We start from the raw sequence: 24,727 nt of genomic DNA, 5'->3' as shown, positions 1-24,727 counted from the left end.
TACGGCGCGTCGGTTGTCGAGCGCCGACCGGCGGCGTCCGCCGGTCAGCGATAGCCGAGCGCGTCGAGGCGCCGCTCGATCTCGTCGGGGAGGTTCCGGCCCGTGGCGCCGTCGCGGTCGCCGCCGCCACGGCGGCTCCCGTCCACAGCGCGGGTGTCGGGGAGGAGCGCGAGCCGGTCGTCGGCCGCGCGTTCGAGGTCGCGTAGGGTCGCCTTCGGGACCGCCGAGCGATCGACAAGCTCGTGCTCGTTGGGGTCGCGCTCGCGGTCGAACACGCGAACCTCGACGGCCCTGTCGGCCCCGCCGCCTGCACCGCCACGGTCGCCGTCGCCGACGGGACCGCGGATGTACGTCCAGCGGTCGGTGCGGGCGGCGACGAGGGGGTCGCCGTCGCCGAGGCGCCGGGGGATGGGCTGGCTCGTCACCGACTCGCCCCGCAGCGCCAGCGACGTGACCGGAGCGCGGTCCGGGGCGACCGCCGTCGTCACCGTCGGCAGGAGGCTCTCGCCGGCGAAGGCGGCCGGCGGCTCGACCCCCAGGGCGTCACAGACCGTCGACGGAACGTCGCGCAAGGGCACGGGCGCGGGCTCGCGGCGCGCGGGGGCGCCGGGGAGGTCGACGACCAGCGGCACACGAACGAGCTCGTCGTACAGCTTCGGGTAGTGCGCGAGGTGGCCGTGATCGAGGAACTCCTCGCCGTGGTCGCCGGCGAGGATCACGGCGGTGTCCGCACGCAGTCCGGCCGCCGAGAGCTCGCCGAGCACGCGCTCGACCGACTCGTCCACCTGTCGGGCGGCCGCGTCGTACAGCGCCCGGAGCGTGCGGAGCGTCTCCTCGTCGACCCCCTGGCCGAGCCCGGCACGGAGGTGACCCAGCAGCGTCTGCGAGGAGCCGACCGCGCCGTCGGTGACCGCGCGGACGTGGCGCGGTGCGGGGACGTACGGCGTGTGGGTATCCATGTAGTGGAGCCACAGGAAGAACCGCCGGTCCGGGTCGCCGGCGGCGACGGCGTCGACGGCGTCGACCGCCCGGCGTTCGAGCGCGTGGAGGTGTGACGTGTCGACGGCGTGGCGGCGCTGGTGCCCGCGGAGCGTCGCGGCGGCGCTCCCGAGCGGCCATCCGAGGTACTGCACCCAACCGTTGACCGTCGGGTGGGTCGCGAGAAAGCGGCCGATCGGGGTTCGGGCGCCGTCGAGGAACGATTCGAACGCGTCGAAACCGCGGTCGTAGCCGTAGTACTCCGTGAGAAAGCCGTTTCCGGCGTTGACCCCGGCGGTCCGGACGCCGGCGGCCGACAGCGCCTCCGCGAGCGTCGGGTCGGCCGCCGGCCCCGGCGTCGACGCGTCGGCGAAGACGGGCCGGGCGCCCAGGAGGTCGGGAAACGAGAAGGGAGTCCAGTTGCCGCCGGCGACGGCGGTCTCGAAGGTCGTTCCGCGGCGAGCGAGGCCGCGCAGCGTCGGCGTGTGCGGACCGAGGGCGTCGGCACGCAGGGAGTCGACGGTGATGAGGAAGACGCCGCGCGAGCGGGAGTCGCCTGCGGAAGTCACGATCCTCAGTCGGGGGAGCGGCTGGTAAGCGTTGCTATGAACCGTACGGAGCGGTATACACCGCCCCGGAAGACCCCAGCGACCGACCCGCTTGCTCGGGGCCGCCCGCGGTCGGTTCGCACTCACTCCGCGCCGTCGAGCCGGAGCACGCGCGTGTCGACGGCGGCACACCGCCGACAGATGTGTCGGTAGACGAGGCGCCGCTCGCGGTAGCGCGTCTGCCAGTCGCCGCCCTCGTCCGTGTAGCCGCACTCGGGACAGGTGGGCTCCTCCCGCAGGCGGTCGCGGTACGCGTCGAGTGCGGTCGCGCCGGCGGCACGCCTGGATGACATGCCATGACATAGCACCCGATACGGCTTAACCGTTCGTATCACTCTGCTGTCAGAGAACGGAGACGGGATCGGCCGAGGGTTACGCCAGTCCGAACAGTTCGTCGACGGCGTCGCGAGCCGCGCTGACCGCTTCCTCGGCCACCTCGTCGGCGTCCGCCGCTGCGTCCGCGGGCGGATTGACGTACACGTCCACGTCGAGGACGCCCTCCTCGAACGTCACCGTCACGTCGAAGTCACGGAGGTCAGATTGCCGGTACCGCGCGAGCACGACCCCTTCGGCCGCCTCGGAGGCGGTCTCGACGACCTCCTCGTCGGTCGGCTCGGGGCGGTCGTCGCTCACGGCTTATGCGCCGCCCGCGCCGGGGCCCATGCCCGCCGGGCCGCCGCCCGCGCCGCCCTGCAGCATCTGCTGGAGCTCCTCTTGCAGCTCCTCGAACTGCTGCTGGACCTTCTCCTCCTGGGAGTCGAAGCGCTCTGCGCGCAGCTCCAGCGTGTCGACTTTCTCCTCGAGGTCGTCGTAGGCGGTCGCGTAGTCGGTCTCGACAAGGATCTCGCCGACCTCGCGGTACATCGTGGAGTCCTCGTCGATGTCGTCCATCGCGTCCAGCGCGGCCTGCGCCTCGGTCAGCGAGGTCTGCGTGGACTGTTTCTGCTCGGCGAGCTGCTGGGCCTGCTCCTGCAGGTCCTGGAGTTCCTCGATCTTCTCTTGTGCTTCCGGCGGCAGATTACCCTGCATACCAGGGAGGTTGGGCTTCGGGGTGAAAAGCCCGGTCATTGGGAGCGCGGCGGACGGGAGTGAGCGAACGCGAGCGACCGAGACCCCGGCCGTGACCGAGGTGGTCGCTACCGCTCGGCCGTCGTCGCCACCGTCTCGGCCGTCTCGACGAGGCGCGTCCAGGTGTTCACGCCCGCGCGGAGCGCGATGAGGTCGCGCGCGCAGACGGTCACTTCGACCGCGGCGCCGTCGCGAGTCGCCTCGGCCGCCGATCGGTCGTCGACAATCTCGCCGATCTCGACCCCGATCGCCTCGTGAACGACGCGGGCGCGTCGCTCGTCGGGAAACGGAAAGCGAAGAACCGCGCGGTGGTCGGAGTCGTCGGACACGGGTGCGGTGCCCGCTCAGTTGACGCTGACTTCCTTCACGTCGGGGGCGCGCTCCTTGAGGAGCACGCGGTGCCCGCAGTACGGGCAGCGCACGCCGCCGTACTCGTCGAGTTCGACGTCGCGCTTACATCGGGAACACTTGTAGCTCATCTGTGTGAGAGTCGAGGTGGTTACTCCTCGGCGCTCTCGTCTTCGAGCGCCGCGCGGATGCTCCGACGGACCGAGCGCCCGCCCGGCGTCTCCGGCCGGTAGGCGCCGCCGGTGAACGTCTCGCCGGTCTCCTCGTTGACCCAGACGCCCGTGCCGATGCGCTTGACCGAGTCGCCGTCGACGGTCGCGTTCTCCATTTCTGCCTCGATGTCCGACACGCGCTTGCGGGCGACGCGACCGTATCGCGCGCCGAAGCGGCCAGCGCTGCCGACCGTCCGCGCCTTCTGCTGTTCAGCCATATGGAGACTGATTCGCCGTTGGGCGTCAAAAACCCCGCGAATTCGACCCGTCGCCGTCGAGGGGCCGACAGCGCGGGGGGGACCCTCCGCGCAGCCGCCGACGTGGGTCCGTGGCACAGCTTTATTTTCGTGCGTGGTCGCGTATGGCCACGGGAGACCGCCGGAATGCTCATCGCCGAATTCACGCTGTCGACGCCCGTCCTCCGCGACGCCCTCGCGGCCGCACCCGAGGTGACGGCCGACCTGGAGCGAACGGTCGAGGGAGACACCACGCGTATCGAGTTCTTCGCCCGCGGCGAGGACCTGACCCGCTTCGAGGACGCCCTCGGAAACGACGCGTCCGTCGAGGACGTGCGCGTGCTCGGCGAGGGGCCGGACTTCCGGTTCTACCGGGCTACCCTCGCGCCCGAGACGACCCAGCGAACCGCCTACCACGTGTTCGCCGACACCGGCGCTCGTCCGGTGTCCGCGAGCGGCGACCACACCGGCTGGAACGTCCGCGTGCAGTTCCCCGACCGCGCAGCGCTGGCGGCCTACCGCGACAGCTGCCGCGAGCGGAACGTCTCGTTCACCCTCCACGCGCTGTACGAGCGCGCCGACCCCCACGCCGAGGCCGACGAGCACGGCCTCGCCGGCGACCAGGGGACGGTCTGACGGCTAGATACCCCCGCCTTCGCCGAACCCCGACTCCGAGAGCACCTCGTTCAGGTCGTCGCGCACGCGCTCGCCGGTCTCGCGGTCGCCCGCGGTCGTGACGACGCGGTTCTCCTGCACGCTCGACCCGTCGCGCAGGAGCATCCGGACGTTCCCGTGTTCGTCCGCGCGCGTCACCTTCGCCCGCAGCCCCGTGCGCGAGCCCGAGCCGCCGGCGTCGATGGGGCCGGGGATCACCTTCTTGACGTGTGGATGGTCGGCGGCCGTCAGGATCGCTTTCATCCCGGTCCGCTCGCCGATGAGCGTCGAGTGCGAGCCGCCGATCTTCGCCTCCGGGGGCGCGTCGACCACCTCCAGCGCCGGCTCTCCGCGGCGCGCGAGCACGGCGCCGACGGGGTCGTCGTCGGGGACGCGGTAGAACGCGTAGTGCAACTGCGCGCGGGTCTCCCGCAGCGGCTCGCGTTCGCCGGCGGCGTACACCGTCTCGGGGCGCTTGCGACGGACCTCGTCGGCGACGCGACCCGCGAAGTTGCGAAGTTGGACCTGCGCGGTGCGCTCGCCGTCGTCGGGGACCGTCGTGATCGTCGTCTCGCCCAGCACCAGCGACTCGGGGTTGAAGTCGTCGGGCGGGTGCTCGGGTTCGAAGCCGACCATCGTCAGCGTCGCGCGCTCGGCCCCGAAATCGATCACGACGCTCTCGCAGTTGGCGGTGTCGCAGGCGAGACAGTAGTCCCCGGGCTTGCGGAGCGACGAGCCGCACCGCCGGCAGTTCATTACCGTCGGAAGGGACGGCGCGAGGATAAACGCGTTCGTTCGAGCCTCGCTCGCTGGCTCGCGCTTGCGCGACCGGTCAGGTCGTCGCGATCTCGACGAGGTTCCCGTCGGGGTCGCGGACGTACACCGACGTGATCGGCGCTACCGCGCCGGTGCGCTCGACCGGTCCCTCGACTATCTCGATCCCGTGCTCGCGGAGTTCGGCCTCGACCATCTCGACCGGCGTCTCCGTCAACAGACAGAAGTCGCCGGCGCCGACCGTCGGCTTGGCCGCGACGGGCGTCACGTCGCCGTCGGTCGGGTGGAGGTTGATCTTCTGGTCGCCGAACCGGACGGCCTTCCGGTCGTCGCCGAACGTCACGACCTCCGCGCCCAGCGACTCGTAGAAGTCGCAGCTCGCGCTCACGTCCGAGACGGTGAGCACGAAGTGGTCGATCGCCGTGGTGTTCATCGCCGGTCCTCCGGCGCGTCGAGTAAGCGCGTCATGGGCGTCGTTCGCCAGTCCGCGAGAAATAGGTCCGGGTGGGGGAAATCCGGAAACCGCCACCTCCGTGCCCGCCCTCAGAGCCGGTCCGGATCGCACTTCAGGTACTCCCGCAACAGCACCGTCGCGTACGAGCCCGACGGCAGCGCGAACTCGAACACGGGGTCGCCCTCCTCCGCGGAGACCGTCAGATCCGTCGGGAGCAGGACCGCCCGACGGGTGCCGCTGGAGGCGAACTCCCCCGGAAGTTCGAAGTCGTCCGGCTCCACGTCGAGATCTGCGAGCACCTCGCGTTCGGTCTCGCCGGGCTCGCCGCCCGCGAGGGCCGTCTCTGTGCCCACCAGCGGCGCGGTGACGAACGCCCTCCCGCGCTCGCAGTGGCGCGCGAGCGTGTCGACCCGCCCGCCGGTCGCCCGCTGGAGGCGGTCCATGTCGGGCTTCGGGAACGCCACCTCGCGCTCGACGAACGCGACCACGTCGCCCGCGACGGGGCACGCGAACGGCAGCCCGCGGCGCAGGCGCTCCGAGAGGATCCGATTGAACACGTACGACTGCGCGGCGTTGACGAACAGCCGCTGGAGGTTCGACGGGACCGCCTCCAGCGCCGCGCGCCAGTCGGCCCCCTCGTCGAGTCGGTGGAGCATCGAGCGTTCGTAGCGCAGGCGGCCCGGCATGGCGTCGAGGGCGGCGCTCCAGTCGGGGCTGCCGCTCCCGGCCTCGTCCTCGACCACCTCGCGGGCGCGCTGGGAGTCCTCGGGTTCGGTGTCGTAGGGGTTCCCGCAGTACGCGAGCACCGCGCCCCGCCAGTCGCCGCGGATCGCCGCGAGGCCGACCTCGTGGGTGACCGGGCGGCGGCTTCCGAAGCGCTGGTGGCCGAAGTAGTTTGGGACCGCGACCTCGTCCGCGTTGCCGTCGTCCGCCGCCGCGACCTCGTCGGGGTCGTCGCCGGCGGCGAAGGCGCGCAGGTCGCGGGTGATCGGATCGGGGTCTCCGTCGGTCTCGCGCACGCGGATCGCGAACTCGTTGCCCGCGAGGTCGCCGAACGAGAGGTCGCGCCCGACGCGACCCAGCACCTCGACCTCGGCACCGTCGAGGTCCGGGATATCGTCGGGGTCGGCGTCGCGGATCGTGAACAGTTGCGTGGTGACGGCGTGTTTGTCCTTCGTGCCGGCCCACGAGACGCGCTCGCGGCTGGCGCCCATCGCGTTCGACAGCGCGCTCGCGAAGTCGTTGGTGTCCCAGCCGCGCAGGGTCGCCCGCAGGAGGACGCACGGGTACGACCCCGCGTGGGCGTCGAGCGGCTCGGGGTCCATCCGCTCGCGCTCGCGGACCCGGAAGTCCTCGGGGGCGACCCGGAGGCGGCCGCCGATGCCGTCGGCCTCGCTGACGTAGTGGTCGACGCCCGTGGCTCGCTCGCGGGGGTGGGCCTCGCGCATCAGTACAGCGAGAGGTCGCCGGTCACCTTGTCGACGATCGACTCCTCGCCCGGCCCGACCGCCAGCGTCGTCACCGTCCCGGGGTCGAGTTGGGTGTGGCCCGCGTCGCGGATGACCGCGTTCGGGAGCCCCTCGCGCTCGGCGCGGTCCGCCAGCTCGAAGATCTGCGACTCGCCGGCGGCCTTGAGGACGACCTTCTTCTGGCCCTCGCCCTTCCACGCTTTGCGCGTCTTGGTGCCGGTGTCCTCGTACGCCGACAGCGACGCGTGCGCGACCTGTGCGGCCAGCTTCCCCGTCCCCATCCCCAGGTCGGTGCGGACGACGAGGGCCTGCTTCATGCTCATACGTCGCGCTGGGCGGGGGGCGCCGAAAGCGCTTCGGGAGCGCGGTCGGGGACGGGAACTCGGTGCTGGAACCGATGATCGCCAGCGGGCCCCGCTCGACCGGCGCCGGCCCCAGCCACGGGGGATACTCTGGCGCCTCGAATGTGCCCGGCCCGCACAGGCCGCGGGGGTTCAACCATCCAGCGGCCCTATACGCACGTATGAGGATCAGAAACGACGACGACGACGACCGACCGATGCCGGGATCGTTCGCCGACCACGGGATCCGCGACGGGCGCGTCTTCCTCGCCGGCGCGGTCAGGAGCCTCGGCACCCCGCCCGAAGAGACCGCGGTCGTCGACGATCTCCTGCTGGCGACGGTGGCGGCCGCCTTCCGCGAGTCGTTCGCGGCCGTGGCCGGCGAGCGACCCCCCGACGACATCGAGGCGGCGATCGACGACGCGGTCGCGTGGACCCGTGCGGAGTCCGACGGTGATCGGCTGCACCTCCGCAACCGTCTGCTGCCGGAGTTCTACCGCCGGCTCGACCGGTTCCACGACGCCTACCACGGCGACGACCAACCCGTCGTGACGGCCTGAGGCCGGCCGATCCGTCGTGACGACCTGACGACCGACCGGCGAGGACAAGACGTTTCACGGAGCCGGGAGAGCAGCCGACGATGGTAGGTCCCCGCACGCCCCTCCTCCGACTGGACAGCTACTTCGAGCGCCACGACGGCTCCCCGCCGTTCGCCCATGCGGCCGCAGTCGTCGCATTCGTCACGATCGTCACCGCCGGCGGCGGTCGTGCTCGTCCCGGTGTTCTGGCTCGTGCAGGGCGGCGTCCTCCACGCCGCGAGCGCGCTCGCCGACGGCGAGGGCGCGTTCGCCGACACGCTCGCGGTCGCCGGCTGGGCGGGCGTGATCCGGACGTACGGACTGGCGGACGCGTGCGACCTCTCGCTTGGGAGCGCCGCGACGGTCGTCGGCGCTCTCACCGCGCTCGGGCTGGTGTTCGAGTTGTTCTGAGGGGGTCGGCGCCCGCGAGACGGCGGCGGCGTGCCCTCGATGCGGGGGCTTTAGGCCCGCGGCGGCCGCCCCTCCGGTAATGATACTCTCGGACACCGACATCCTCGCACGGCTCCGGGACGGCGACCTCGTCGTCGACCCGCTCGACGACGTGGACACGCAGGTCCAGCCCGCGAGCGTCGACCTCCGGCTGGGCTCGGAGTTCCTGGAGTTCCGTCGGACGAACATCCCCTGCATCCACCCGAACGACGCCCGCGAGGTCGACGAGTACGTCGAGGAGACGCACGTCCCCGAGGGCGACGACTTCATCCTCCACCCCGGCGACTTCGTGCTCGGGACGACGAAAGAGCGCGTGGAGGTGCCGGCGGACCTGCTCGCGACCGTGCAGGGCCGCTCCTCGCTGGGTCGCCTCGCGGTCGTCATCCACGCGACCGCCGGGATCGTCGACCCCGGATACGACGGCCAGATCACCCTCGAGCTGTCGAACCTCGGCGCGGCGCCGGTGGCGCTTTCGCCGGGCATGCGCGTCTCCCAGCTCATCTTCACGGAGCTGAAGACGCCCGCCGAGCGGCCGTACGGCGTCGAGCGCGGATCGAAGTACCAGGGGCAGTCGGGGCCGCAGGCGTCGCGCATCGGCGACGACCCCGAATTCGCTCCCGAGGCGAGCGACGACGGCGACGGCGGAGGGGCCGACCCCGGGGAGCTCGACCGATGAGGTTCATCGAGGAGGTCGTCGTCGACGAGTTCTTGCCCACCGTCCGCGCGATGCTGGCGGAGGCGCTGCGCGAGCGCGACCTGACACAGCGGGAGGTCGCCGACGCGCTCGGCATCAGCCAGTCTGCGGTGTCGAAGTACGCCCACGGCGACGTGGCGACGAACGACCGCGTCGCCGCGGACGACCGCGTCCGCGAGACCGTCGAGCGCGTCGCCGCGGGGCTGGCGTCGGGCGACCTCAGCCGCGTCGGCGCGCTCGTCGAGGTGGAGGTGCTGATCCGACGCCTGGAGGCCGGCGACCTCCTGGCGGACCTCCACGAGGCGGCGATGCCCGAGCTGGCTGGCGCCGAGTACGACTTCGCGGTCCACGACCCCGACAGCGGCCTTCGCGACCGCGAGCGGACGCTCGCGTCGCTGCGGCGGGGCGTCCGCACGCTCACCGCGACCTCGGGGTTCGCGGGGCTGATCCCCAACGTCGGCTCGAACCTCGCGGAGTGCGTGCCCGACGCCGTCGCCATCGACGACGTGGCGGCCGTCCCGGGGCGCATCTTCGACGTGAAGGGGACCGCGCGCGTGCCGAGCGACCCCGAGTTCGGGGTCAGCGAGCACGTCGCCGGCGTGCTGCTGTCGGTGCGGGCCGCCGGCGTCGACGCCCGCGCGGCGGTGAACGTCCGCTACGACCCGTCCCTCCTGGCGGCGCTGTCCGACGCCGGGATCGAGGCCGTCGAGTTCGAGCCCCGCGACCACAGCGAGACCGACGGCGGTCCAGACGACCCGGTTCACGCGGCGGTGGCGGACCGCCTGGACGGCCCCGCCGACGCTCTCGGAGACGTGTTCGCGGTGTACCAGACCGGCGGCGTCGGCGTCGAGGCCGTCCTGTACGTGCTCGGCCCGGACGCGCCGACGGTGGCGCGGGTCGTCCGGGACCTCCGGTAGCGATGCGCTCGACGACCCTCCCGCAGTCGTCCGATTTTGCGGGGTCGTCCGCCCCGGAGTTCTACACCCGCCTCGCTCGCGCGTACGACGCGCTCGCCAGGCGCGGCCCCGTCGTGGCGACGCTCCGCCGTGCGCTCGCGGACGCGCTCGACCCCGACCCTGGCTCGACCGTCGTCGAGTTCGGCTGCGGAACCGGTGCGAACAGACCGTACGTCGAGCGCCGCCTCGGGGGCGACGGAACGTACGTCGGCGTCGACTTCTCGCCGGGCGTGCTCCGCGTCGCGCGCGAGCGAGACCGGAACGCGAGCAGGGGCAGACGCGAGGACGGCGCCGGAGACGGAGACGGGCCCGGAACCGGAGCCGGCGGCGCGGACGCCGGGGTCGGACACCTCGTCCGCGGCGACGCGACCCGCCCGCCGCTGCGTGCCGAGGCGGTCGACGCCTGCTGCGGCGCGTTCGTCGTCGGGATGCTCCCGGACCCGGCGGCCGCCGTCCGCGAGTGGGCCGATCTCGTCGGCCCGTGCGGCCGGATCGCGCTGCTGGACCTGGCGCGGACGACGCGACCGGGATGGCAGGCGCTGAACCCGGCGTTCGACCTGTTCGTTCGCGCCGGTTCTCCGCCGGGGACGGCGGAGTCGCTGGGACGGTCGCCGGCGACCGTGCAGGACGAGCGCGTCGCCGCTGCGCACCGGGCGCTCCGGGAGGTGTGCGCGGACGCGGAGTACCGGACGCTCCTCGGCGGATTCGCGCGGGTGAGCGCGGGGACCGTCGAGCGCGAGTAGACCGCGTTCCCGCGCGGGCCCCGGCCGCGTCGCTACCCGCGGTTGGCTCGGGCCTCGCGGACGCTCGCGCCGTCGCGCACGAGGTCCTCACAGTTCGGGCACACCCGCGGTCCGGCCGTTGCATCGGGCGCGAACACCCGAGCGTAGCGCTCCGTCACCGTTCCCCCGCAGTTCTGGCACGTCCGTCCCATGGCGCATCGATCCGCTCTGATCGACATAATTTATTTTATCCGATCGAGAATATATCCGGGCGCCCGATCGGCTCACGGGCCAATCCGGCGGCTTCCGCCGCCACACGGCTTTAGCGTGTGGCCGCCCATCGACTCCTACGACCAATGAGCGATGCGACAAACATGCTTGTCGACGGCGAGTGGCGCACCGGCGTGCGCCGCGACACGGGCGACTCCGGCGAGTTCGAGCGCAGCGAGACCAGCTTCCGGAACTGGATCGACGGCTCGGTGCCGGAGCCCGGCGCCGACCCCGTCGACAACCCCGAGTTCCCCGTCGAGCCCGGCCGCTACCACGTGTACATCTGCCGGGCGTGCCCGTGGGCCCACCGCGTCGCCATGACGCGCGCGCTGAAGGGACTGGAGGACGCGATCTCGCTGTCGCTCACCCAGCCCGAGCGCTACGACGAGGGGTGGGAGTTCTCCGAGGAGCAGCCGGACCCGCTGTACGGCGCCGACTACCTCCGGGAGATCTACCAGCGCGCGGACGACGACTACACCGGGCGGGTGACGGTGCCGGTGCTGTGGGACAAGGAGACGGAGACCGTCGTCAACAACGAGAGCGAGGATATCATGCGGATGCTCGACACCGCCTTCGACGACCTCGGGAACGGTGTCGACCTCTACCCCGAGGGGTCCCGCGAGGAGATCGACGACCTGATCGACGACATCTACCCGCGGATCAACAACGGCGTCTACCGCGCCGGCTTCGCGAGCACGCAGGCGGCGTACGACGAGGCGGTCGAGGAGCTGTTCGAGGCGCTGGACGAGTACGACGACCTGCTCGCAGACCGGCGCTACCTCGCGGGCGACCGCCTCACCGAGGCCGACGTGGCGATGTTCGCGACGCTCGTCCGCTTCGACCACGTGTATCACACTCACTTCCGGTGTAACCGCCGCGGCGTCCACGAGTACGACCACCTCTGGGCGTACACGAAGGACCTGTTCCAGACGCCAGGCGTCGCCGAAACGGTCAACCTGGACCACATCACCCGACACTACTACAGCTCCCACGAGAGCCTGAACCCCAAGCGGATCGTGCCGACCGGGCCGGACATCGACTTCGCCGAGGCACACGACCGCGACGAGCTGCCCGGCGGCCCGCCCGCGGAGTTGGGCGCCGACGCGACGGCGAACTGAGTCGGTACCCCGACCACCGCCGTCGACACCCGGAGTCAGGGTCGGTGCGGTCGGATCGTCCGGGCGGGTCAGTGCGAGCGGGGGGACTCGCTCCGGCGACCGAGCGCGACCCGCAGTCGCGACAGTTCGGTCCCGATCGCCTCGTGGCCGACGACCCCGAAGCCGACCGCGATGACGGCGAAGCCCGCGATCGTCGACGCCGACACCGACTCTCCCAGCAGCGCCCACCCGCCGAGCGTCGCCACGACGGGGACGACGTAGAAGACGAGGTTCCCCCTGATGGCCCCGACCGCATCGAGTAGGCCGAAGTACGCGACGAACGCAACCGCCGTCGAGAACGCCCCGACGTACGCGAGCGCGAGCAGTGCCGTCGGCGTCCACGCGATCGCCGCCGGCGTCTCCCCGGCCGCGAAGCTCAGCGCGTGGCACACCGTCGCGGCGACGGGGACCGCCCACGCGGTCCGCACCGCGTTCGGGAGCGACGACGACGCCCGCCGCACGAGGACGCTCCCGAGTGCGCCGCTGGCGGCGGCCGCCAGCAGCAGCGCCTTGGCGGCCAGCCCTCCCCCGAGCAGGCTGTCGGGGTCGACGCCGACGACCATCGCCACGCCGGCGAACCCGAGGAGCATCCCGGCGGTCTTTCCGCGCGAGAGCCGCTCGTCTGACAGCAGGACCGCCGCGAGGACGGGCGTCACGATCGGGTTGAGGCTGTAGAGGACGGACGCAACCCCGCTGCTCACGTCCTGCTGGGCGAGGAAGATGAACGCGTTCGTCAGACCGACCGCGAACACCCCGGCCGCGACCACGGCCGCGAGGTCGCCGCGGCTCCGAGGGAGCCGCTGCCCGCGGGGGAACGCGAAGAAGACGTAGCCCAAGAGGAGCACCGCGCCCAGGTCGAACCGCAACGCGACGAACAGCAGCGGCGGGACGTACGCCAGCCCGGCTTTCGCCGCGACGAACGTGCCGCCGAAGCAGACGCTCGCCGCGAGGAACAGCCCGAACAGCCGATACTCTCCGCGCCCCATCTCACCGCCCCCGCCGGGCCGCCGGCCGCCTGCTCCGACGCTCGGTCGAATCGTTCCGGCTCACTCGTCACCGCCTACGCTCCGGAGGGTAGAGTATCTGTCCAGAAATCACCTCGTAGGGCGCACGAGCTGCCGGATCTGTATATTTTTCACGCCGCAATACGGTTTCACGCCACGAAAACAGCTATGCGTCGGGGGCCGCGATCCGGGGTATGGATTCGGCGCTCGAAGAGATCGAGTTCCTCGCGTTGTCGGCCAATCGGGTGACGGTGCTCGAACGCCTCGCGGCCGGACCCCACACGAGGCGCGACCTCGTCGAGGCGACCGGAGCCTCCCAGCCGACGCTCGGACGGATCCTCCGCGACTTCGCAGACCGTCGATGGATCATCAGGGACGACGACGGAGGCGAGTACTGTGCGACGGCGACCGGCCGCCTCGTCGCAGCGGAGTTCACGAGCCTGCGCGAGACCGTCGAGACCGAGCGACGCCTCCGTGAGGTCGTGGAGTGGCTGCCGACAGAGGCGTTGGGATTCGACCTTCGGCGGCTGGCAGACGCGCGTATCACCCGCCCCAGCCGGACCCGACCGGGCGCGCCCGTCGGCCGGGTGCTCGATCTTCTGAGGGACGCCGATCGGGTCCGGATCGTTTCCCACGCGTTCAATGAGGGGAGCCTCGACGCCATCCGCGAGCGGGCCGTCGCGGGCGAGTTGACGTTCGAGGGGGTATTCTCGCGGACGGCCCTCGACGCGGTGGCGCGCGACGCCGGGCTGGGGGCGGATCTCCGGGAGCTGATCGCGGCCGAGGGGGTCGAGATCCGGCTCCATGACGGGCCCGTTCCGCTCGCGGTGACGATCACCGACGACGTGGTGCACCTGCTATTGCGCGACGACGAGGGACTCCTCCGAGCCGCCGTCGACACCGACGACGACGCGGTTCGCGAGTGGGCCGCCGAGGCCCACGAACGCTACTGGCGCGAGGGGGAACTCATCGATCCCGGAACGCTCGACGACGCGGTCGCCGAGCGGTGAGGGCGGCGGTGCCGCGGGCGCCGCCACCCACGGCTCTACGGCGCGGTCTAGCGGCCGCGGCACCGACGGCACCCCTCGACCGCCCGCCTCGCCCCCACGCGTAGTTTCAACACGCCCCGCGGCCACCGACGACCATGCACCAACCCACCGCCCGCGTCCGCGCGTGCGACCGCTCGCGGATCCGCGTGATGTTCGACCTCGCCCAGGAGCTGGAACGCGAGGGGCGCGACCTCGTCCGTCTCGAGGTCGGCGAGCCCGACTTTGACACGCCCGAGCACGTCCTCGACGCCGCCTGCGCCGCCGCCCGCGGCGGCCACACCCACTACACGAGCAACGCCGGCCTCCCGGAGCTGCGCGGGGCCATCTCCGACACGCTCGACCGCGAGTACGGCGTGCGCCACGCACCCGACGAGATCCTCACCACCACCGGCGGGATGGAGGCGCTCCACCTCGCGGTGCTCGCGACGGCCGAGCCCGGATCGGAGGTGCTCATCCCTTCCCCGTCGTGGCCGAACTACTGGACGCAGGCGAAGCTGGCCGACGCGACGCCCGTCGAGGTGCCGATGGCCGCGCCAGACTACGACCTCGACGCCGAGCGCGTCACCGAGCGGATGGGCGCAGACAGCTCGCTGGTGATCCTCTGCTCGCCGTCGAACCCCACCGGTCGCGTCGCCGATCCCGACGAGGTGCGCGCGGTCGTCGACGCCGCCGCCGAGCACGACGCGTACGTCGTCGCCGACGAGGTGTACGCGAAGCTAACCTACGACCGCGACCTCACGGGCGCAGCCGCCCTGACCGGCCACCCTGAACACGTGCTCACGGTCGGCTCCTGCTCGAAGACGTACGCGATGACGGGGTGGCGCGTCGGGTGGCTCGCGGGCGACTCGGCCGTCGTCGACGAGGCGACGAAGGTCCGCGAGTCGACGACCGCCTGCACCGGGAGCGTCGCCCAACACGCCGCCATCGCCGCGCTCACCGGCCCGCAGGAGCCGGTTGAGGAGATGTACGAGGCGTTCCGCGAGCGCCGCGACTACGTCGCCGACCGCCTGGCCGACATGGACGGTGTGACCGCGCCCCGGCCGGAGGGTGCGTTCTACGCCTTCCTCGACCCCGACACCGACGAGGCGAGCCTCCCGGTGGCGAAGCGCCTGTGCCGCGAGGCGGGCGTCGTGCTCGCCCCCGGCGACGGCTTCGGCGAGGCCGGCGCGGGGCAGCTTCGCCTCTCGTTCGCAAACTCGATGGACCGGCTGGAGGAGGGACTTGACCGGATCGAGGCGGCGCTGTAGGCGTCGATTCAGTCGGGTCGGTACGGATCCGTCGCGGAGTCGAGTCGATAGACATCGTCGATACCGTCGAAGTCGTCGTCGAAGGCGTAGAGGTATCCGAGTCCGGCGGTCCGCATGTGGGCGACGACGGCGGCGTCGGCGAACGAGAGCCGCGCATGTCGACGGAACATGGATTTTGCGGAGGCGTGGACGGATCCCGTGATGGGCTCGATGTGGAAGTTCGCGTTCTCCTCCAACCGGTCGAGGAAGTCAACCGCCGGATCGTGTCCCGCGTGGGTCGCGAGTCCGTTGAGCGTCTCGGCGAGAACGTACTCCAGCACGACTCCCTCTGGGAGGGCACCGGAGTCGATTCCTCGGACGATAGCGAGCCCTTCCTCGTGGGCGGCGTCCCGACGGTAGGCGGCCGCGAAGAGGACCGACGTGTCGACGAGCGCGCGCGGCACTACTCGACCCCCCAGTCGTCGTGGTCGACTGCCGCGTCCGTGTCTGCTGCACCCTCGTAGCCGTCGAACTCGGCGAACGTTCCCTCACGCTGCTGGACAACCTCAACGTGGAGGGTGCCGTCGTCCCGGATCTTCCACCGGAGATGGTCCCCGTCGTCAATGTCCAGTTTGCGCCGGATCCGTGCCGGGATGTTCGCCTGATTCCCCGACACGGTGCTTTCGGCGTCAGCGACAGAATTGCTCATATACCACGGTACGCCGGGGTCGGTCAAAAACCTAGTGTGAGATCACACTAAGAAGTCGCCTCCCTCCCGACACCCTGTCCGCCCGGCTACCGCAGCAGCTCCCCGCCGTTCACGTGTAGCGTCTCGCCGGTGACGAACCGCGCGTCGCGGAGGTACGCGACCGCCTCGGCGATGTCGGCGGGGTCGCCGAAGGAGCCCATCGGGATGTCGGTCAGTTCCTCCCGCTTCTCCGCCTCGGTGCGGTCGCTCGTCATGTCCGTCTCGACGTGGCCCGGCGCGACCGCGTTCACCCTGATGTCGGGCGCGAAGTCGCGCGCGTGGCTCTTCGTGACCGAGAGGATCGCCCCCTTCGAGCCCGCGTAGTGGACCTCGATCGGCGCGCCGGTGAACGCGAGGATCGAGGAGACGTTCGTGATCGACGGCGTCGGGGGCGCGTCGCTCTCGCGCAGGTGCGGCAGGGCGGCCTTGGTGACGGTGAACACGGAGTTGACGTTCACGTCCATCACGCGGTCGAAGTCGGCGGGCGAGAGGTCCTCGGTGTAGACGTGCTGGTCGACGCCGGCGTTGTTGACGACGTGGTCCACCCCCCCGAGTTCCGCGACCGCGGTGTCGACGAAGCGACTCGCAGCTTCGGGGTTCGACACGTCCGCGCCGACGACCGTGGCGTGTTGTCCGTGCTCGCGGACGGCGGCGGCGGTCTCCTCGGCGGCGCCCTCGGACGTGTGGTAGTTGACGGCCACGTCGTGGCCGGCGGCGGCGAAACGCTCCGCGGTGGCCGCGCCGATCCCCCGCGACGACCCGGTGACGAGTGCGACTGTCATCGTGGGAGCGACGGCTGACTGGAACTTGGGCGTTCGTGTCGCGGCGGCGACCGCTGGCGGTCGGCCACGAACCTATGTCCGTTCGGGCCCTCCACACGGCTATGGGCCGTGTCCGTCGGACCGTCGCCGGCGCTATCCGCTCGGTCGAGCCGCCGGCCCGCGTCGTCGACTGGGCTATCGCCGTCTGCGTCGCCGTGGAAGTCGCCTCCGGGCTGTACTCGTTCACCCGGGGCGCTCCAAGCGGCGCGTGGGTGTTCTGGCTTCACTCGTCGGTCGGGCTCACCCTCGTCGCGCTCGTCGGCTTCAAACTGTGGCGCGTCCGCCGGCGCGTCGCGACCGCCGCGGCGTGGGACCGGTTCACCCCCGTCTCCGTCCTCCAGGCGGTCGTCGCGCTCGCGGCGCTGGCGACTGGCGTCTTCTGGGTGCTCGGCGGCAACGTCCCGGTCTTCGCGTGGACGACGCTGAACCTCCACGTCGGCCTCGGCGTACTCCTTGTGCCGCTCGTGCTGTGGCACCTTCGCGGGCGCTACCACTCGCCGCGCGAGGTGGACCCGGACCGCCGGTCCGCCCTCCGCGTCGGCGCGCTGCTCGTCGCCGGGACGGTCGCGTGGCGGGCGACCGAGACGGCCGACCGCGTCCTCGGCGGCGCGAGCAGGCGCTTCACGGGGTCGAAACCGACCGGCGACCTGTACGACACCGAAACCGAGGGCGGGGGCTTTCCCGTCACCTCGTGGGTCGCCGACGACCCCGACCCGGTCGACCGCGGGGCGTGGACGCTGTCGGTTCGCAGGCTCGTCGGGGAGGAACTGGATCTCGGCTACGACGACCTCGCGGGCGACGTGGGCGGTGGGGACGCCCCGACCGCGGAGCTGGAGGCGACGCTCGACTGCACCTCGGGGTGGTACACCGTCCAGCGCTGGGGCGGCGTCCGCGTCGGCGACCTGCTCGACGCGGCGGGCGCCGACGAGCGTGCCCGGTACGTGCGATTCACGTCGGTCACGGGCTACCGCTGGTCGCTGCCGATCGACGAGGCGCGCGACGCGTTGCTGGCGACGCACGTTCGGGGGAGTCGCTTGAGCCACGGCCACGGCGGGCCGGCGAGGCTGGTCGCTCCCGGTCGCCGGGGGTTCCAGTGGGTGAAGTGGGTGGAGTCGGTGGAGGTTCGCGAGCGCGGCGACCCGATGCAGTGGCTCGTGACGCTAGTGTCCGGCTTCGATTAGCCGTCGTTGCCGTCGGCGTCGACCGCATCGCGGTCGGCATCCGGCGTACTGACGACGTGAGCGTGCCCGTCGCGTTCGACCGCCTCGGCGACGCCTGCGGGGAAGAACGGCGCGTCGTCGTCGCGAAGGTCGGCGAGCGTGCGCCAGTACGCCTCGTACTCGACCCGCTCCCCGTCGCCGTCGACGTTGTCGACGCCCGAGAACGTCTCCCGGTCGTACAGCGATCGATCCGCGAACGTCGCCGCACGCACCACCGCGAACTCGTGGTGCGACTCGCCGCCGAACTCGAACAGATTCTCGACGGTGCAGACAGGGGAACCCGCGTCGACGGTGACGTCGAGTTCCTCCGCGAACTCACGTTCGAGCGCCTCGTCGCTCGGCTCTCCGGGTTCGATGCCGCCGCCGACGAACCGGTGGAAGTGAGTCTCGTCGGTGCCCGAGAGGCGCTGCACGAGGTACTCGCCGGTGTCAGGGTGGCGGATCGCACCGAGGACGGCGCCGCGGATGTCGGTCATGGGTCCGATGCTGTCTCGCGAGCGGTCAAAGTCGGTGTCGGTTCGCTCGCTGGGGGGGACGCGGGGACCGCGGCCGCGACGCCGGCGAACGCCTCCCTCACACCGTGCCGCGGTCGGTCGAGGTCAGTCGAGGTCGCCCTGCCTGATCGCGCGCTCGGCCTCCTGCAGTGCGGCCTCGCGGTCGAACGAGTCGACGATATCGCGGAGTTCCTCGTCGCTTTCCCCGCGCAGGTCCGCCGCGTGGCGGGTGACGTTGGGGACCGCGCGGATGATGTTGTCGACGATGGGCACCGCGGCGACCCGCGCCGACCGGCTCATCGGGTTGAGGTCGATCACGATCTCGGTTTTCCCCATCGCGCCAAGCGCCTCAGCGCGGTCGCCGTCCTCCAGCGGGACGACGACCACGTCGGCGGCGCCGATGCCGTCGGCGTCGACCTTCGCGCGTTCGTGGCTCAACCCCGGGATACGGCCGTCGGCGGTCAGTCCCTTCACATCGCCGGCCCCGTGCTCGCGGAGGTGGTCGGCGATGGCGTCCATCCGCTCGTCGGTGCGGTTGAAGAGGTTCACCTCGATGTCGGCGCCCGTGGCCTCGGCGAGATCGACGATCTCGCCGGGTACCAGCGCCGCGACGTTGCCGTTCACCGAGAGGACGGGGCGCTCGGCCAGCAGGAGGTGCGCGGCGGCCGCGCGGGCGGCGGCGTCCGCGCTCGGGAGCGTCTCCTCGCCGAGCAGGTAGTCGAACGCCTCGCCGCGACCCTCCGCGATGAGTCCCTGCTTCGAGGTGATGCCGATGTCGACGCCGTGCTCGATGCGGTGGCGGGTGAGCAGCGACTGGTACCGAGGGTGGTCCTCGGGGATCGCCGACTCGTGTTCGGGGTCCGCTGGGACCTCGGGGTCGGCGGTTCGCTCGTCTGTCGCGTCCGTCTCGGTTCCGGTACCCGTCTCGGCGTCGGCATCGCCGCCGGCGTCCTCGGTCATACTCCCGACTCGTCGACACGAGACGAAAAGCGCGTTCACTCGACGCGAAGCGGGAACGCTCCGCGGTGACGGGGCTACCCCTCGGGGCGCAGCGTCGCGCCCGTCGGGTGAACCGAACACGCCGCGGCGTCGTAGCCGGCGTCGGTGAGTCCGGTGCCGAGCGCGTACACCGTGCGGCCGAGCATCGCCATCGACGCCAGCCCGCCCTCGGCCTCGACGGCGTCGACGGCCTCGGCGACTTCCGGAACCAGCAGGCCGGCCTCGCCGGCGAACTCCCGGCCCGCGGCGAGCAGCTCCAGGTCGTCGGGGGCGCGCATCAGCCGCGTCAGCGCCGCCTCGCCCGCCTCGCGGACGGGGTCGAGGTCGCCGCCGAGCACCCGCTCGGTCGACAGCTCGCCGAAGGAGACGTACTCGATCTGGGGCCGGGCTGGCACGCCGTCCAGCCGACCGTAGCCGGGCGCGCCGGGCTCCAGCCTGACCGGGAGGCCGCCGCGGAACTGCCCGACCACGTCGCCGAGGCCGGTGCCTGCCGCCGCCTCCGCGGCGTGAGCGACCCGCACGAGGTCGTTCTCCGAGCGCCCGATTCCGAAGGCGGCGTTCGCGGCGAGGGCGGTCGCCAGCGCCGCGGCGCCCGAGACGCCGAACCCCGCGCCGACGGGCACGCTGCTTTCCACCTCGACCTCGGCGGCGACGTTCAGCTCTGCGAGCACCCGCTCGACGGGCGCCATCTCGGCGGGCACGCCGTCGAGGTCGAGGGACGCGAGGCCGCTCGCGTCGGCACGGGATCCCGCGTCGCGGTGCCCGTCCGAGTCCGCGGCGTCGGCGTCGACGGGCCGGACGGTCACCGCGACGCCGTCCGAGAGCGCGAGGCCGGCGCCGCGCGAGCCGGCGCGGACCGGGTCGCGGTCGGGGTACGGCGCGAAGAAGGCGGTGATGTGGCCCGGCGCGAAGGCGGTCGCCTCGTCCATACGCGCCAGAACGGCGACGCGAGAGTATGGGTTTCGGTTCCGGGTTGGGCGGGCGCCTCACTCGGCCGGTTCCTCGGGGTCGAGCGAGTCGGGTCGCGCGTCGTCGGTGAACCGCACTCGCGCGTGCGGGTGCTGGTCCGCGTCGACCCTGAACACGCCCTCGCGGCGGAAGCCGTCCAGCGCAGCCTCCGTCTCCTCGGGGTCGCCGCCGGCGATCACGGCCACCGCCTCCACGAGGACGCTCTTGGGAACGCCGTGGCCCGCGCCGCCGACCTCGAACGCCTCGTTCGTGTCGTCCACGTCGCTCCGGATGGTCTCGACGAACGCGGGCAGGTCGGCATCCGGGCCGAGTCGGTCGTGCCAGCGTCCGGGGAAGGCGCTCACGCGGTCGTCGCCGAGCTCGTACACCGCGTCCGGATCGACCCACGAGACCGCGCTCGTGCGCTGCTCCGAGAGGGCCGCGCGCAGGCGGTCGCCCTCGGCGGGACCCGCCTCGCCGACCGCCTCGATGTAGCGTTCGACGAGTGACGCCGCCGCGCCGGGACCGTCGCGGTGAGACCGCTCGACGATCGAGACGAGATCGCGGATCCGCATCGTCGGCCCGCGGGTGCCGGCCTCCGTGAGCACCGCGTCGTGCAGTTCGGTGTCGTGTGCTTCGGCGTCGGTGTCGCTCATCGGCCGACACGTGGCACGCCGGGCGTGTAAATCGACTGCCAGCAGGCTTTTGAGCCCGACCCGTGCGGACCCCGACCCGGACCCGCGGCCTTTTGTCCGTCGGCGCGGCGCGTCAACGCATGGACCACGTCGTCGTCGACGACCTCGACAACTCCCTGCAACCCGCGGCGGTGATGCGCCACCTGACCGATCCGCTCGGCTGCGCGGACCTGGCGATCAACTACTACGAGCTCGCGCCCGGCGACTCCTTCGCGTTCGCGTACCACAACCACGAGGTACAGGAGGAGGTGTTCGTCGTCCTCTCGGGGACGGCGACGTGGGTCGTCGGTCCCGAACCAGCGGGCTCGGAGGACTCGGCGGACCTGGTCGACCCGGTCGACCCCGGCGCGCCGGGGGAGCGCCGCGAGGTCAGGGTCGGGCCGATGGAGGCGATCCGGGTCCCGCCGGGGCAGTTCCAGCGCGGGTGGAACTTCGGCGAGGATCGGGTGACCGCGCTCGCACTCGGCGCGCCGCTGGCGTACGGCGAGCAGCTGAAGCGCGACGACTGCCCCGCCTGCGGCGACGAGGTCGCGGTGTCGATCGAGCGCGCCTCGGACGACGAGTCGGAGCTGATCACCGTCTGTGGGGACTGCGGCGCGGAGGTTGCGCGGTGGCGACGCGGCGACGACGGGGAGAACGAGCGGGTCAGGTGAGTCGCGGCGGCGGCCCGAACGCGGGACGCCGGCGACCGCGAGCGGACGGGTCGCGGCCGGTCAGGGCGAGAGGCGCTGGCGGTCGCGCGGGAAGAGCACGGCCTCGCGGATGTTGTCGAGGCCGAGCATCGTCATGAGGAGGCGCTCACAGCCCATCCCCCAGCCGGCGTGGGGCGGCATGCCATAGCGGAACATCTTCGTGTAGTACTCGAACTCCTCGGGGTCGAGCCCCTGCTGCTCGAAGCCGGCGATGAGCTCGTCGTGGCGGTGCTCGCGCTGCCCGCCGGAGACGAGCTCCATGCGCGGGTGCATCATGTCGAAGCCGGTGGACGTCTCGGCGTCGTCGTCGTGGTCCTTGATGTAGAACGGCTTGACCTCCGAGGGCCAGTCGGTGATGAAGTAGTGCTCACCGACCTCCTGCCCGAGCACGTGTTCGGCCTCCGTCGAGAGGTCGTCGCCCCACACGAGGTGCTCGTCGAGTTCGCCGGTCGCGTTGACGCGGTCGAGGGCGTCCTGATAGCTCAGACGCGGGAAGTCGCCGGAGGGGACCGCAAAGTCGTCGGCGAGGCCGAGCGTCTCGAGCTCCTCGGCACAGTGCTCGGCGACGGCCTCGTAGGCGGCCGTCGTGACCGCCTCGGCGACATCCATCGCCTCGGTGTGGTCGCAGAAGGCGCCCTCGAAGTCGATCGAGTGGGCCTCGTTGAGGTGCCGCGGCGTGTTGTGCTCCTCGGCGCGGAAGATCGGGCCGATCTCGAAGACGCGTTCGAGGTTGGAGCCGGCCATGAGCTGCTTGAACAGCTGGGGGCTCTGGTTCATGAACGCCTCCTCGCCGAAATAGGAGATGGGGAACAGCTCCGTGCCGCCCTCGGTGCCGGTGGCGACGATCTTCGGCGTGTTGATCTCGGTGGCGTCGTGGCTCCGGAACGCCTCGCGGACGGCGCGCAGCAGCTCCGCGCGGATCTCGAAGACCGCCTGCACCTCGGGCTTGCGGAGATCCAGCGTGCGGTTGTCCAGCCGCGTGGGGAGCTCGGCGTCGACCTTGCCCGAGGGGTCCAGCGGGAGTTCGGGGTCGGCGGGCGCGACGACCTCGATGGCGGTCGGGACGACCTCGACGCCGGTGGGTGCGCGCGGCTCCTCCTTCACGTCGCCCTCGACTCTCAGGACGGACTCGCGGTGGGCGTCAAGGCCGGTCTCGACCATCGCCTCGTCCATCTCGTCCTTCTCGAGTTTAACCTGGATCCTCCCGGTCTTGTCGCGGAGGATCAGGAAGGCGATACCGCCCAGGTCGCGGGTCTCGTGGATCCACCCGGCGACGGTGACCGCCTCGCCGGGGGTCGCGTCAGCCGTGTAGGTTCGACCGTGCATACGGATGGGTTCCGGCGCGAGGGTTTAAACTCGGTCGATCCCCGTTGTCACGCCTCGCGACGGCGTACCACGGCGGGCCCGGCGGCCGACGCCGGGCGCGGGGGCGGCCGACACGGGCGGGCCGGAGCCGTTCCGCGCGGTGATATCCGGGAAGGTACGCTTATAGCTCCGGACTCGAATCCACGCGCAGTGACGGATGCGGGCCACTCCGAAGGGAACCGTAGCGGCGCCGACAGCCGCGCGACCGGCGACCGGCGGGCCGACACCGGCCCCGACGCCGCACCCGCGGGCGACGCCGACGACACCGGCGGGCCGGCGTGGTTCTCCGGGGCGCTGGCCGCCAGCGGGGCGTTCACCGGCGCGCTCGTCGTCGGCACCGCCGCGCTGGCGTTCACCTCGGCGGGGCGGAGTCCGGGATCGATCGTGTTGGGCCTCGTCGGACCGCTGTGTGCGGTGTGGGCGTACGCGACGGTGCTCGCGTGGGTCGCCCGCGTCGACCTGCCCCGCGAGCACCACACACGCCTCGCCGGCTGGCTCGTTGTCGGGGTGATCCCGCTGGTCGTGGGCGCGGTGGTGATGCAGGCGTACAGCGCCGCCGTCGGGGCGCTCGACTCGTTCTCGCCGGCGGCGGCCGGCGGCTGGGCCTGCGGCGGGGTCGTCTTTGGCGCCGCCGTCGGCATCGGCGACGTGCGCGTCCGGATGCGGACCGCCGAGGCCGAGGAGGCGACCGCCCGCTACGAGCGGCTCGTCGAGGTGCTGACCGTCCTCAATCGGGTGCTTCGCCACGACGTGCGCAACGACCTCACGGTGATCGCGGGCTACCTCGACCGAGCGCGCCGCGAGGGCGACGCCGACATCGTCGAGTACCTCGACGGGATCGAGGCCCGCGCCGAGCGGATCGAGCGCCTGAGCGACCACGCCAGGCTCGCGGAGGACGCGGTGCTGGGCGACGAGACCGTCGAGGGGACGACCGATCTGGGCCTCGTCGCCGAGCGCGTCGTCGCCACGATCGGTCGCGACTTCCCCGACGCGTCGGTGTCGATCCGGACCGACTCCGGCGATCGGCGGGCGGTCGTTCCGGGCCACGACCTGCTGGAGTCGGCGCTGCACAACGTCGTCGAGAACGCCGTCGAACACGCCGAGCGCGCGGACCCGACCGTCGAGGTGGCCGTCCGGGTGCGCCCCGACAGCGACCTCGCGCCGGGGACCGACGGCGTCGGGAGAGCAGACCGTGGCGCCGGCGTCACGGTCGCCGCCGCCACCGCCGGCGTCGTCGAGGTCACGGTGGCGGACAACGGCCCGGGCTTCCCCGAGCGCGAGCGGGTCGTCCTCGAGGAGGGCGGCGAGGACGCCCTGGAATCCAGTTCCGGGATGGGGCTATGGGTGGTGCACTGGATCGTCGACGCCGTCGGCGGCGCCACCACGGTCGCGGACCGCGAGGACGGCGGGAGCGTCGTCACGCTGCTGTTCCCGCGGGTGGACGACGACGGCGCCGGCGACGACGGGCGGGCGTGAGCGTCGGCGAGAACGGGAAGG

General features: G+C 72.0%; 33 protein-coding genes. 12 read left to right on the top strand and 21 right to left on the bottom strand.

All coding sequences use genetic code 11. The annotated features are described in order from the left end of the window. Nucleotides 1-44: 44 nt before the first annotated feature. The 7 genes from BUE16_RS00500 to BUE16_RS00470 form a co-directional block, all read right to left on the bottom strand. Nucleotides 45-1,547, bottom strand: a complete 1,503-nt coding sequence (locus BUE16_RS00500; RefSeq protein ID WP_143165328.1) for a sulfatase-like hydrolase/transferase — start codon at nt 1,545-1,547, stop codon at nt 45-47. Nucleotides 1,548-1,669: 122 nt separating this feature from the next. Then, nucleotides 1,670-1,879, bottom strand: a complete 210-nt coding sequence (locus tag BUE16_RS00495) for an HVO_0649 family zinc finger protein (RefSeq protein ID WP_073306438.1) — start codon at nt 1,877-1,879, stop codon at nt 1,670-1,672. A gap of 79 nt (nt 1,880-1,958) precedes the next feature. After that, complete coding sequence (locus tag BUE16_RS00490; RefSeq protein WP_073306436.1) at nt 1,959-2,219, bottom strand: DUF3194 domain-containing protein; 261 nt, start codon at nt 2,217-2,219, stop codon at nt 1,959-1,961. Nucleotides 2,220-2,222: 3 nt separating this feature from the next. After that, nucleotides 2,223-2,615 carry a prefoldin subunit beta gene (locus BUE16_RS00485; protein WP_073306435.1) on the bottom strand — a complete coding sequence of 131 codons (393 nt, stop codon included), beginning with the start codon at nt 2,613-2,615 and terminating at the stop codon, nt 2,223-2,225. A 107-nt stretch (nt 2,616-2,722) separates the two neighbouring features. Beyond that, nucleotides 2,723-2,983, bottom strand: coding sequence for a KEOPS complex subunit Pcc1 (locus tag BUE16_RS00480; RefSeq protein WP_073306433.1), 261 nt, complete (start codon nt 2,981-2,983; stop codon nt 2,723-2,725). 15 nt (nt 2,984-2,998) lie between these two features. After that, nucleotides 2,999-3,133, bottom strand: a complete 135-nt coding sequence (locus BUE16_RS00475) for a DNA-directed RNA polymerase subunit P (RefSeq protein ID WP_073306431.1) — start codon at nt 3,131-3,133, stop codon at nt 2,999-3,001. A 20-nt stretch (nt 3,134-3,153) separates the two neighbouring features. Continuing rightward, nucleotides 3,154-3,432, bottom strand: coding sequence for an eL43 family ribosomal protein (locus tag BUE16_RS00470; RefSeq protein WP_073306429.1), 279 nt, complete (start codon nt 3,430-3,432; stop codon nt 3,154-3,156). A 165-nt stretch (nt 3,433-3,597) separates the two neighbouring features. Between BUE16_RS00470 and BUE16_RS00465 the strand changes: the two genes are divergently transcribed. Then, the gene (locus tag BUE16_RS00465) at nt 3,598-4,086 is read left to right on the top strand and encodes a bacterio-opsin activator domain-containing protein (RefSeq protein ID WP_073306427.1); all 489 of its coding nucleotides are present in this window, start codon (nt 3,598-3,600) and stop codon (nt 4,084-4,086) included. Between the two features lie 3 nt (nt 4,087-4,089). On the opposite strand, the gene BUE16_RS00460 is transcribed toward BUE16_RS00465, so the two are convergent. The 4 genes from BUE16_RS00460 to pth2 all read right to left on the bottom strand — a co-directional run bounded on the left by BUE16_RS00460 (nt 4,090) and on the right by pth2 (nt 7,118). Further along, complete coding sequence (locus BUE16_RS00460) at nt 4,090-4,860, bottom strand: DUF2103 domain-containing protein (RefSeq protein WP_073306425.1); 771 nt, start codon at nt 4,858-4,860, stop codon at nt 4,090-4,092. A 76-nt stretch (nt 4,861-4,936) separates the two neighbouring features. Beyond that, nucleotides 4,937-5,311 (bottom strand): VOC family protein, encoded by a 375-nt coding sequence (locus tag BUE16_RS00455; protein ID WP_073306423.1) that lies wholly within the window; start codon nt 5,309-5,311, stop codon nt 4,937-4,939. 110 nt (nt 5,312-5,421) lie between these two features. Then, nucleotides 5,422-6,780, bottom strand: a complete 1,359-nt coding sequence (gene truD, locus BUE16_RS00450; protein WP_073306421.1) for a tRNA pseudouridine(13) synthase TruD — start codon at nt 6,778-6,780, stop codon at nt 5,422-5,424. Beyond that, nucleotides 6,780-7,118 (bottom strand): peptidyl-tRNA hydrolase Pth2, encoded by a 339-nt coding sequence (gene pth2, locus BUE16_RS00445; RefSeq protein WP_073307013.1) that lies wholly within the window; start codon nt 7,116-7,118, stop codon nt 6,780-6,782. Before pth2 ends, truD begins: the two co-directional genes overlap by 1 nt. A gap of 206 nt (nt 7,119-7,324) precedes the next feature. Here pth2 and BUE16_RS00440 point away from each other — a divergent pair, with 206 nt between their 5' ends. From BUE16_RS00440 to BUE16_RS00420, 5 genes are all read left to right on the top strand, one after another. Beyond that, nucleotides 7,325-7,702, top strand: coding sequence for a hypothetical protein (locus tag BUE16_RS00440; protein WP_073306419.1), 378 nt, complete (start codon nt 7,325-7,327; stop codon nt 7,700-7,702). A 207-nt stretch (nt 7,703-7,909) separates the two neighbouring features. Continuing rightward, nucleotides 7,910-8,131 (top strand): hypothetical protein, encoded by a 222-nt coding sequence (locus tag BUE16_RS00435; RefSeq protein WP_073306417.1) that lies wholly within the window; start codon nt 7,910-7,912, stop codon nt 8,129-8,131. Nucleotides 8,132-8,210: 79 nt separating this feature from the next. Further along, the gene (gene dcd, locus BUE16_RS00430; RefSeq protein ID WP_073306415.1) at nt 8,211-8,846 is read left to right on the top strand and encodes a dCTP deaminase; all 636 of its coding nucleotides are present in this window, start codon (nt 8,211-8,213) and stop codon (nt 8,844-8,846) included. Continuing rightward, the gene (locus tag BUE16_RS00425) at nt 8,843-9,781 is read left to right on the top strand and encodes a thiamine-phosphate synthase family protein (RefSeq protein WP_073306413.1); all 939 of its coding nucleotides are present in this window, start codon (nt 8,843-8,845) and stop codon (nt 9,779-9,781) included. Before dcd ends, BUE16_RS00425 begins: the two co-directional genes overlap by 4 nt. A 2-nt stretch (nt 9,782-9,783) precedes the next feature. Then, on the top strand, nt 9,784-10,563 hold the full coding sequence (locus tag BUE16_RS00420) for a class I SAM-dependent methyltransferase (RefSeq protein ID WP_073306411.1): 780 nt from the start codon (nt 9,784-9,786) through the stop codon (nt 10,561-10,563). 32 nt (nt 10,564-10,595) lie between these two features. Here BUE16_RS00420 and BUE16_RS16780 read toward each other — a convergent pair whose 3' ends face one another. Continuing rightward, a complete protein-coding gene (locus BUE16_RS16780) occupies nt 10,596-10,754 on the bottom strand; it encodes a DUF7563 family protein (RefSeq protein WP_200778339.1) in 159 nt (52 codons plus the stop codon). 144 nt (nt 10,755-10,898) lie between these two features. Between BUE16_RS16780 and BUE16_RS00415 the strand changes: the two genes are divergently transcribed. Further along, nucleotides 10,899-11,930, top strand: a complete 1,032-nt coding sequence (locus BUE16_RS00415; protein ID WP_303645202.1) for a glutathione S-transferase family protein — start codon at nt 10,899-10,901, stop codon at nt 11,928-11,930. A gap of 68 nt (nt 11,931-11,998) precedes the next feature. Here BUE16_RS00415 and BUE16_RS00410 read toward each other — a convergent pair whose 3' ends face one another. Beyond that, on the bottom strand, nt 11,999-12,955 hold the full coding sequence (locus tag BUE16_RS00410) for a DMT family transporter (protein ID WP_073306409.1): 957 nt from the start codon (nt 12,953-12,955) through the stop codon (nt 11,999-12,001). A 212-nt stretch (nt 12,956-13,167) separates the two neighbouring features. Between BUE16_RS00410 and BUE16_RS00405 the strand changes: the two genes are divergently transcribed. Beyond that, nucleotides 13,168-13,983 carry a helix-turn-helix transcriptional regulator gene (locus tag BUE16_RS00405; RefSeq protein WP_073306407.1) on the top strand — a complete coding sequence of 272 codons (816 nt, stop codon included), beginning with the start codon at nt 13,168-13,170 and terminating at the stop codon, nt 13,981-13,983. A gap of 134 nt (nt 13,984-14,117) precedes the next feature. Next, complete coding sequence (locus BUE16_RS00400) at nt 14,118-15,269, top strand: pyridoxal phosphate-dependent aminotransferase (protein ID WP_073306405.1); 1,152 nt, start codon at nt 14,118-14,120, stop codon at nt 15,267-15,269. Between the two features lie 8 nt (nt 15,270-15,277). Here BUE16_RS00400 and BUE16_RS00395 read toward each other — a convergent pair whose 3' ends face one another. The 3 genes from BUE16_RS00395 to BUE16_RS00385 all read right to left on the bottom strand — a co-directional run bounded on the left by BUE16_RS00395 (nt 15,278) and on the right by BUE16_RS00385 (nt 16,778). Next, the gene (locus tag BUE16_RS00395; RefSeq protein WP_073306403.1) at nt 15,278-15,712 is read right to left on the bottom strand and encodes a type II toxin-antitoxin system VapC family toxin; all 435 of its coding nucleotides are present in this window, start codon (nt 15,710-15,712) and stop codon (nt 15,278-15,280) included. Further along, nucleotides 15,712-15,957: an AbrB/MazE/SpoVT family DNA-binding domain-containing protein gene (locus BUE16_RS00390; protein ID WP_073306401.1), complete on the bottom strand. Its 246-nt coding sequence runs from the start codon at nt 15,955-15,957 to the stop codon at nt 15,712-15,714. The genes BUE16_RS00395 and BUE16_RS00390 overlap by 1 nt, the downstream gene beginning before the upstream one ends. A gap of 86 nt (nt 15,958-16,043) precedes the next feature. Then, complete coding sequence (locus tag BUE16_RS00385) at nt 16,044-16,778, bottom strand: SDR family NAD(P)-dependent oxidoreductase (RefSeq protein WP_073306399.1); 735 nt, start codon at nt 16,776-16,778, stop codon at nt 16,044-16,046. A 101-nt stretch (nt 16,779-16,879) separates the two neighbouring features. Between BUE16_RS00385 and BUE16_RS00380 the strand changes: the two genes are divergently transcribed. After that, the gene (locus BUE16_RS00380; protein ID WP_073306397.1) at nt 16,880-17,998 is read left to right on the top strand and encodes a molybdopterin-dependent oxidoreductase; all 1,119 of its coding nucleotides are present in this window, start codon (nt 16,880-16,882) and stop codon (nt 17,996-17,998) included. Here BUE16_RS00380 and BUE16_RS00375 read toward each other — a convergent pair. The 4 genes from BUE16_RS00375 to BUE16_RS00360 all read right to left on the bottom strand — a co-directional run bounded on the left by BUE16_RS00375 (nt 17,995) and on the right by BUE16_RS00360 (nt 21,134). Beyond that, nucleotides 17,995-18,513 carry an NUDIX domain-containing protein gene (locus tag BUE16_RS00375; protein ID WP_073306394.1) on the bottom strand — a complete coding sequence of 173 codons (519 nt, stop codon included), beginning with the start codon at nt 18,511-18,513 and terminating at the stop codon, nt 17,995-17,997. The genes BUE16_RS00380 and BUE16_RS00375 overlap by 4 nt on opposite strands. 123 nt (nt 18,514-18,636) lie before the next feature. Continuing rightward, on the bottom strand, nt 18,637-19,491 hold the full coding sequence (locus BUE16_RS00370) for a 4-phosphopantoate--beta-alanine ligase (protein ID WP_079991417.1): 855 nt from the start codon (nt 19,489-19,491) through the stop codon (nt 18,637-18,639). Between the two features lie 74 nt (nt 19,492-19,565). Then, nucleotides 19,566-20,459, bottom strand: a complete 894-nt coding sequence (locus BUE16_RS00365) for a pantoate kinase (RefSeq protein ID WP_073306392.1) — start codon at nt 20,457-20,459, stop codon at nt 19,566-19,568. Between the two features lie 57 nt (nt 20,460-20,516). Continuing rightward, nucleotides 20,517-21,134, bottom strand: a complete 618-nt coding sequence (locus BUE16_RS00360) for a hypothetical protein (RefSeq protein ID WP_073306390.1) — start codon at nt 21,132-21,134, stop codon at nt 20,517-20,519. 119 nt (nt 21,135-21,253) lie between these two features. Between BUE16_RS00360 and BUE16_RS00355 the strand changes: the two genes are divergently transcribed. Then, complete coding sequence (locus BUE16_RS00355; protein WP_073306388.1) at nt 21,254-21,826, top strand: cupin domain-containing protein; 573 nt, start codon at nt 21,254-21,256, stop codon at nt 21,824-21,826. A gap of 60 nt (nt 21,827-21,886) precedes the next feature. Here the strand turns inward: BUE16_RS00355 and aspS are convergent, their stop codons facing one another. Further along, nucleotides 21,887-23,191, bottom strand: a complete 1,305-nt coding sequence (gene aspS, locus BUE16_RS00350) for an aspartate--tRNA(Asn) ligase (protein WP_073306386.1) — start codon at nt 23,189-23,191, stop codon at nt 21,887-21,889. A 189-nt stretch (nt 23,192-23,380) separates the two neighbouring features. Between aspS and BUE16_RS00345 the strand changes: the two genes are divergently transcribed. Then, the gene (locus BUE16_RS00345; protein ID WP_073306384.1) at nt 23,381-24,706 is read left to right on the top strand and encodes a sensor histidine kinase; all 1,326 of its coding nucleotides are present in this window, start codon (nt 23,381-23,383) and stop codon (nt 24,704-24,706) included. Nucleotides 24,707-24,727: the final 21 nt, after the last annotated feature.

The sequence above is a fragment of the Halobaculum gomorrense genome, from assembly GCF_900129775.1.
In the GTDB taxonomy this organism is placed as follows: Archaea; Halobacteriota; Halobacteria; order Halobacteriales; family Haloferacaceae; genus Halobaculum; species Halobaculum gomorrense.
The sequence above is the reverse complement of the archived record's forward strand: the minus strand, read 5'-3'. Positions and strand labels throughout refer to the sequence as shown.